We start from the raw sequence: 7,314 nt of genomic DNA, 5'->3' as shown, positions 1-7,314 counted from the left end.
GGTATTTGCTGCAAGTTTCTGAATTTCCGCGCCCTGTGGTGCACGAACTTTCAAAATAATTTGACTACCCGTATAGGCATCATCCGTAATGGTTGCACCGACCTGTTCATAAGCACTGTCAATGTACGCAGCCTTTACACCAGCACCACGTTCAATCACAACGCTATGACCAGCGCTAATCAACTTCTTTACTGTCTCTGGCGTAGCAGCTACACGATTTTCACCGACGACAGTTTCGGTTGGGATTCCGATCTGCATGAGCGTTCCTCAAGCTAATTTCTCATTGTCAAAAACATTGCAAGCTGCAATGTTTCCCCCATGTGTATTCTTTGTACAGAATTTGGATTCTAATTGAACTTTTTTAAAATACCACCCACTATTTATTTAATAAATACCCATATTTTGAACTGATGATTCATGATATTTGTTTAGGGGTGTAATATAGGAAGGTTTTTCTTTTTTTGCAGACAATAGTCTCTCTTATACAGTCCTGTATATGAAAATTTCTTTATCTTCGTTTCAAATTGGGTCTTTTTTTGCGCTTTGCTCTGCTTTTCTATTCAGCACAAAAGCGATTTTTATTAAACAAACTTATGCCCTTTCTCCATTAGTAGACGGTACAGTCCTGATGGCTTTACGGATGTTAAGCGCCTTACCGTTCTTTCTATTAATTTGCTGGTTTAACAGGCATCATAATCAGGGCATAAAAAAGAAGGATTGGCTAATTTTAATTTTTGCCGGTCTATTAGGCTACTACTTTGCAAGTTGGCTCGATTTCATGGGCCTTATGTTTATTAGCGCCTCTCTAGAACGAATTATTCTATTTTTATATCCCACGCTTACAGTCATCGTATCAAGCTTACTCTACAAACAAAAATTAGATGTAAAAAGTTTATTTGCCATTTTTCTTAGTTATGGTGGAACCGTGATGGTTATGCTTCAGGAGCACAACAACGCACCAATTCAGGGCAACTTCTGGTTAGGGACAAGTTTCGTATTTGCAAGTGCCGTGGCTTTCGCCGGCTATTTGTTGCTGACGCCACCTCTCATTAAGAAATTTGGCTCTTGGAATTTCACAGGGTTAGCCTTAACCGTGGCCTGTATCGGCACATTAACTCATTACGCATTAAGCACACCTCATCCAATTCAACTCCTATTACAACTCCCCTCTAGTGTAATTTGGTATGGCATTGGCTTAGGCTTTTTAGTTACCGTATTACCCACCGTTATGCTCATGCAAAGCATTGAACGATTAGGTGCCTCTCAATCTGCAATGATTGCTTCAATTGGACCAGTTTTAACGATTTTGCTTGCCGTTGCTTTTTTAAATGAACATCTCAATATGTGGCAATGGGTCGGCTGCCTTCTCAATATTGTCGGTGGCATGATGATTACACTCAGAAAGAAAAGACTAAAATATTAAATTCTCTTGACCTCAACTTAAGTTGAGGTTGGATACTCATCTAAATTTTAATGAACGGTTGAGTTCCAATGAGTCAAGAAACTTTTAAAATCATAAATCCATCAACTTTATATAACCCAACTCCTAACGCTTATAGTCATGTTGCTGTAGTGGAAAGCTTTAAGAATATTATTCATGTAGCAGGTCAAGGAGGCGAAGATTCCCAAGGTGAATTAAGCCCACGTTTTGAAGAACAAGCGATCCAAGTCTTTGATAATATTCAACATGCTTTAAAAGCAGCCAATGCAGAGCTTAGCAATATTGCTGTATTGAGAGTTTTAGTTGTTGACCACTCGGTCGAAAAACATCAAATTTTGATTAAAATTATGCAAAATTTATGGAAAAATCATCCTTTTCCTGCCTGTACACTTATTCCTGTGCCGCGCCTTGCGCTAGAACACATGCTTATTGAAGTTGAAGCAACAGCATACACCCAATAAAACTGAGAGAACGTCATGTCTACCCCTGAAGATATCAGTCAAAATAAACCTTTGCTTTGGTTGATGGCAGCAGCATGCGGTTTATGTGCAGGTGTGAATTATTATTGTCAGCCGCTGATTCACTCCATTCAGCAAGAGTTTGCTGTAACTCAGGCACAAGCTGCTTTAACAGTGACATTTGCTCAAGTGTCTTATGCCCTCGGTTTACTATTTATTGTCCCAATGGGTGACATCGTTAATAAAGCCAAAGCTATTCCGTTTTTGATGGTACTTTGCGCAGTTGGCCTATTTACATCTGCTTTTGCCGTGAACTTACCCATGTTGTGGATTGGTACAATTTTAGCGGGATTGTTTTCTGTTGCTGCCCAAGTCCTCATCCCACTTGCCACAATGACCGTAAAACCCGAAAAAACTGGCGAGATCATTGGTTTTTTAATGAGTGGCTTATTGGTCGGGATTTTACTCTCTACCAGTCTAGCTGGATTATTTTCCAACCTTTTCCACTGGAAAATAGTGTATGTCGTAAGCGGCGTATTAATGCTTCTGTTGGCATTTACTTTAAAAAGTCGCTTGCCTTATGTCTTACGTATGAAAATGAACTATGGACAAATATTTGTTTCCATGGCTCAACTCTTAAAAGAGGAAAAGCGACTATTATTAAGAGCGCTTACAGGTGCTTTCGCCTTTGCCGCAGTAAGTATTTTGTATTCCACCATCGCCTTACTTTTGACTTCGGCACATCATTTGCCCGATCTATTTATCGGACTAGTCCCACTAGTCGGTATCTTTGGGGCATTATCAACACGCTATATTGGTAAATATGCCGACCAAGGCTACACACGATTACTTACGTGGATGGGTTGTGGGCTGTTTTTGGTGAGCTGGCTTTGTTTCTATTTCGGACAAACCCTCCTTTCTAGTTATGTTATTGGCTTTGCTTTAATTCAATTAGCACTCGCGCTCGTTCATACCAGCAACCAGAGCATTATTTTCCGTTTACGTCCAGATGCTAAATCTCGTATTAATGCCATCTATATGACAACTTATTTTATTGGAGGAGCTGGTGGCTCTGCCTTAGGGATTTTTGCTTGGAATCATGGCGGGGGGACTATGACATGTGTTGCAGGGGTAGCTCTTGTTCTGCTTTGTATTTTATTTAGTGTCATTGATGCTTTCTTACAAAAAAAGCAGCTCGCTCACTCATAAAGTAAATTGTTATAAATCATCTTTCTATATTCAACATAAGGGTGGTTATAAATTACTCGGTTAAATGCCACTGTCGATTCAGGGCTAAACCCCGTATAATGCTGCCCTTTCATTAATTTAGCGACTTTTGGGTCTATTGGCTATGCAATCACTTCAATCGTTACAACCTCGTATTTCTGTCGCACCTATGATGGATTGGACACACAATTAAAATATTTTTAAAATTATCATTATCTTAAATAATTTTTAGGATTCCATGGTGTAAATTAGGTGTAAATTTCAACTTAACTAAAAAAATATTTGATTCAATTATAACTATCTATCTCAGAAACGAGTGAAGATTCCTACGAATACTCGCTAAACCTATGTGATTGCATATCTATATAAGAATAAATCTTTAAGACTAATATTAGATTTAAGGACCAAGCAATCCTACTACAATATATTAGATACCAACACACCTCGAAGTAGCCACAGTGAAAAAAGCAAAAAAATATATGCAACCTTTTGTTTTTTTTTAAAAATTTAATTAAAATTACTTAGATAATAAACTTTTTATATATCTCATAATCTAACCATAACCTACAAAGAAATTTATTAATTTTAAAGTATTTAAGAGTAGTAAAAGTTTTGATAAGGTTATGACAGCAGAAAATAATTAAATCTTGAGTATTTCTAATGAATATTGAAATTTGTACTCCTAACTCCGCTACAACTAAAGATAAGGGTGATTTACTAGAAAAACTGTGTAAAAAAATGCTTGAAGCACAAAATTATCTAGTGACAGAGGAAGTGCGAAAGACTGGCAGTGAATTAGATTTATTATGTGAACACAAAGTTTCTGGGAAAAAAATTTATGTTGAGTGTAAAGCATATAGAGATAAAAAAATTGATGCGCCAATCATAAGACAATTATTTGGTACAGTTGTATTTGAGAACTATAGTGAAGGCTGGTTAATAGGTACTTCAGAATTTAGTAAAGATGCGAAAGGATTTTGTGAGGAGCTACCTAGTCGACCACTTGGTGATCGTATAGTAGTCTATTCATCAACAGATATTGTTGAATCACTACAAGCATCTAAAATTATTAGCTCAATACCTCGTGAACATCTAGAACAACACCTTGATATAAACAGCATTGGTGAATGGTTTTTATTAATTACAACTTTTGGAAATTTTTGGGTAAGTACAATATTAAGTGCAGGCATTCCAACAAATGCTGTATGTTATTATGCAAAAACAGGTGTCTTAGTTGAAGATCAAGAACTACTAGATAACATTGCCTCTACAGATAGTAGTCTTTCTAAGTTAGATTTTTCTAAAATTATAAATACAAAAAAAGAGATGAAACCTTTATTTGACTCTCAAATTGAAGTTGTAGAAGTTCAAAGAGGCGAAGATTGGAATGACTATCGACCTGCACGTCCACAGGATTTCGTAGGAAGAACTAAGGATATTCAAGAGATTTTTGATTTTTTTAAGAAGATTAGAACAAATGAAATAAATACTAGGATTTTTGCTATTACTGGTAATTCTGGATTAGGCAAGAGTTCTTTGATTATTACTCTTTCTGAAAAAGCTAAAAATCGTCATCAAAAACAAAAATTATTTCTTTACGCTATTGATGTTCGTGCGGCTAAATCACCAGAATATATTTACTCCGCATTGTTAAAAACTTTACAAGAGGCCCAAATAAAAGGTTTTGGTGATCCAACTATTAAATTACAAATAACTAACGTAAACCATCCTTTAGAGTCTGAATCTATAGCTAAATACTTGAATAGCCTTGAAAGGTCAAAGCAATTAGTAGTATTAGTTTTTGACCAATTTGAAGAGTTGTTTAGTAAACCAGAGTTATTCGAACTATTTAATAATGCAACGAACATTCTATTAGATGCGGCTAGTTTAAAAACAAATTTATGCATAGGTTTTGCATGGAAGACTGATAGTACAACCCACTCGGAACATCCTGCTTATTTCTTCTGGCATCGTTTGTCAGATTATCGAATTGTAAGAAAATTAAATCCATTTTCTGTTAGAGAATCTAATGCGGTCATAAATAAGTTTGAGGAAGCAATTGGAGAAAAAGTTCATAGCGACTTAAGACATAACTTAATTGTAAGTAGTCAGGGTTATCCATGGTTGTTAAAGAAACTATGCATTCATTTACATGAAAAAATATTGTCAGGCCAAAAACAAGAGGAGCTTTTAGAGAATAAATTAGATATCTCAAGTCTTTTCGCTAGTGATTTAGAAGAGTTAAATCCTAATGAAGTTAGAGCTTTAAAATTTATTGCTCAAAGAGCACCTGTTGATCTTGTTGATACAATCGATACATGTGGAGAAGATGTAGTCACAAACCTGCTTCATAAACGACTAATCATTAAAAGTGGTATTAGATTAAATATTTATTGGGATATTTTTAGAGAATATATATTAACAGAGAGTATTCCTATTATTTCTCTTCGCTATTTACCATCAAATGATTTTCTTGCTATCTGGAATGTAGCGCAACATTTAACAGGCACTCCAATTTCCATTCCCGAATTGGAAATTAAAACGAATTTATCTGATGGTACTATTCAAAATATTGGTACAGACTTACTGACATTTGGCATTGCAGTAAGGGAGAATAGCCAATATTCATTGTCAGAGGAAATATTAGCTACAGGGAATTCCATGGAAAGTATTCTCTCATTAATGAGAGAAAAATTTAAAAAACATATTATTACTTTAAGTTTAAAGGACTTACCTAACGGTACAAATATTACTTTGGCTTTCTTTATAGACTTAATGAAAAGTATTTACTCTAACAATGATTATGCAGATAAAACATGGAGATACTATGCTATCAGAATGTGTAAATGGCTAGAAATTACGGGCTTTTTATCTCGGTCAATTGAAACATACACATGGTTTTATAAAGATATAGGTTCTGTAAAAACATCTGTCAGTAACGTTAGACGCCAACAATCTTCTTTTTTCATACCAAGAAATAGTCCTCAATTAACTATAAATATTTATAATGAACTTAAGGGTAAGAAAATTTCTGAATACAAAAATGGTAGTAGTAATGCCAAAGCTGTGGAAATTTTCAAGAGATATAATTTAGTTGATGATGATAATAAAATTAGAGATGTTGAAGATATCGAATCTTATCTTTACGATGCGATTTCAAATGAGTTAAGTATCCAAGAAACCATATTAATAAAGAAACTGTATTCAGGAACTAAAAAATTAACTGCATCATTCGTTGGGCAGCTCCTGAGGGATAAGCATGATATTAAGTGGGCTGAAGGTACTGTGGAGTATGCAGGTAAAAAGCTAAACAGTTGGGCTAGCTGGTATGAAAATTTCGATTTATAAATTTTGGATACCAATTACCTTCAAGCCCTCCCACCTAACAGAACTCAAACCTTTGATAATCTAGTTTTCATCGATTAGGTATTTAACAATGAGTAAATGAGATGTTTTCTGGGGAGTAAGTAATTTATCTCCCCCTTCAACTATTTAATCTATGGCTAAATAGACAACTATTTCATCGACTACTGCTCTGGCAGTTCTAGAAACCCCAATTAATGTTGCCGATGTCATGCCTGTCCATTCACCATAACCAACTAGCCAGATGGTCTGCAAAATACAATCCATTAAATAAGCTAGTTAAATTTGAAAAACTGCTGTAAACAATTCATTTTAGATTAAGAATTTAGCAATAATATTAAATAAGCCAATATACGTATCAGTAAGTTTGAGAGACAAATGTGATCACTAACTTTTTATTCAGGCTAACTTCTTCAGTACACCACATTTTTCCACTGTACATAACCCATCACAAGTCTTTCTTATTTCTAATAGCTGCTGTATGAGTTTCTGCTGATTCCGAATATTTTCCTCTACATCGTTAATATGTGAATCGATAAGCTCATTCACATCAGAACAATTTAGATTAGGTAGATCCTTATAATTTAGTAATTTTTTGATTTCAATTAAGTTCATATTCAAAGAACGACAATTCACAATGAATTTCAACCGATCAATGTAATCTTCAGTATATAGTCTATAGTTACCTTGAGTTCGATCAGGTTGCGGGATTAGACCTTCTTTTTCATAAAACCGTATTGTCAGTACTGAGCACGACGTTTTTTCAGAGAGCTCTCCTATCTTCATAAACATTAGAAATACTCAAAATCCAACTTGACTCTATAG

General features: G+C 35.0%; 5 protein-coding genes and 2 pseudogenes. 4 read left to right on the top strand and 3 right to left on the bottom strand.

Annotation, left to right across the window (positions count from 1 at the left end; genetic code table 11):
• Nucleotides 1-258, bottom strand: a pseudogene (locus tag J655_RS22985) (NAD(P)(+) transhydrogenase (Re/Si-specific) subunit alpha); the annotation flags it as partial.
• Nucleotides 259-496: 238 nt separating this feature from the next.
• Between J655_RS22985 and J655_RS22980 the strand changes: the two are divergent.
• The 4 genes from J655_RS22980 (at nt 497) to J655_RS22965 (ending at nt 6,474) form a co-directional block, all read left to right on the top strand.
• Nucleotides 497-1,423, top strand: a complete 927-nt coding sequence (locus tag J655_RS22980) for a DMT family transporter (RefSeq protein ID WP_032053297.1) — start codon at nt 497-499, stop codon at nt 1,421-1,423.
• 68 nt (nt 1,424-1,491) lie between these two features.
• Nucleotides 1,492-1,902 carry a RidA family protein gene (locus J655_RS22975; protein ID WP_032053295.1) on the top strand — a complete coding sequence of 137 codons (411 nt, stop codon included), beginning with the start codon at nt 1,492-1,494 and terminating at the stop codon, nt 1,900-1,902.
• A gap of 15 nt (nt 1,903-1,917) precedes the next feature.
• Nucleotides 1,918-3,108, top strand: coding sequence for an MFS transporter (locus tag J655_RS22970; RefSeq protein ID WP_032053294.1), 1,191 nt, complete (start codon nt 1,918-1,920; stop codon nt 3,106-3,108).
• Between the two features lie 678 nt (nt 3,109-3,786).
• Nucleotides 3,787-6,474, top strand: a complete 2,688-nt coding sequence (locus J655_RS22965; protein ID WP_001019256.1) for a restriction endonuclease — start codon at nt 3,787-3,789, stop codon at nt 6,472-6,474.
• 144 nt (nt 6,475-6,618) lie between these two features.
• Here J655_RS22965 and J655_RS24940 read toward each other — a convergent pair.
• Both J655_RS24940 and cadR read right to left on the bottom strand, forming a co-directional pair.
• A pseudogene (locus J655_RS24940) lies at nt 6,619-6,744 on the bottom strand (FAD-dependent pyridine nucleotide-disulfide oxidoreductase); the annotation flags it as partial.
• Between the two features lie 144 nt (nt 6,745-6,888).
• Nucleotides 6,889-7,281 (bottom strand): Cd(II)/Pb(II)-responsive transcriptional regulator, encoded by a 393-nt coding sequence (cadR, locus tag J655_RS0104880; RefSeq protein ID WP_000480875.1) that lies wholly within the window; start codon nt 7,279-7,281, stop codon nt 6,889-6,891.
• Nucleotides 7,282-7,314 lie beyond the last annotated feature (33 nt).

This window comes from Acinetobacter sp. 1294243 (assembly GCF_000588015.1).
Classification (GTDB): domain Bacteria; phylum Pseudomonadota; class Gammaproteobacteria; order Pseudomonadales; family Moraxellaceae; genus Acinetobacter; species Acinetobacter pittii.
Note: the sequence above shows the minus strand (reverse complement) of the source record. Positions and strands in the feature narration are given on the sequence as shown.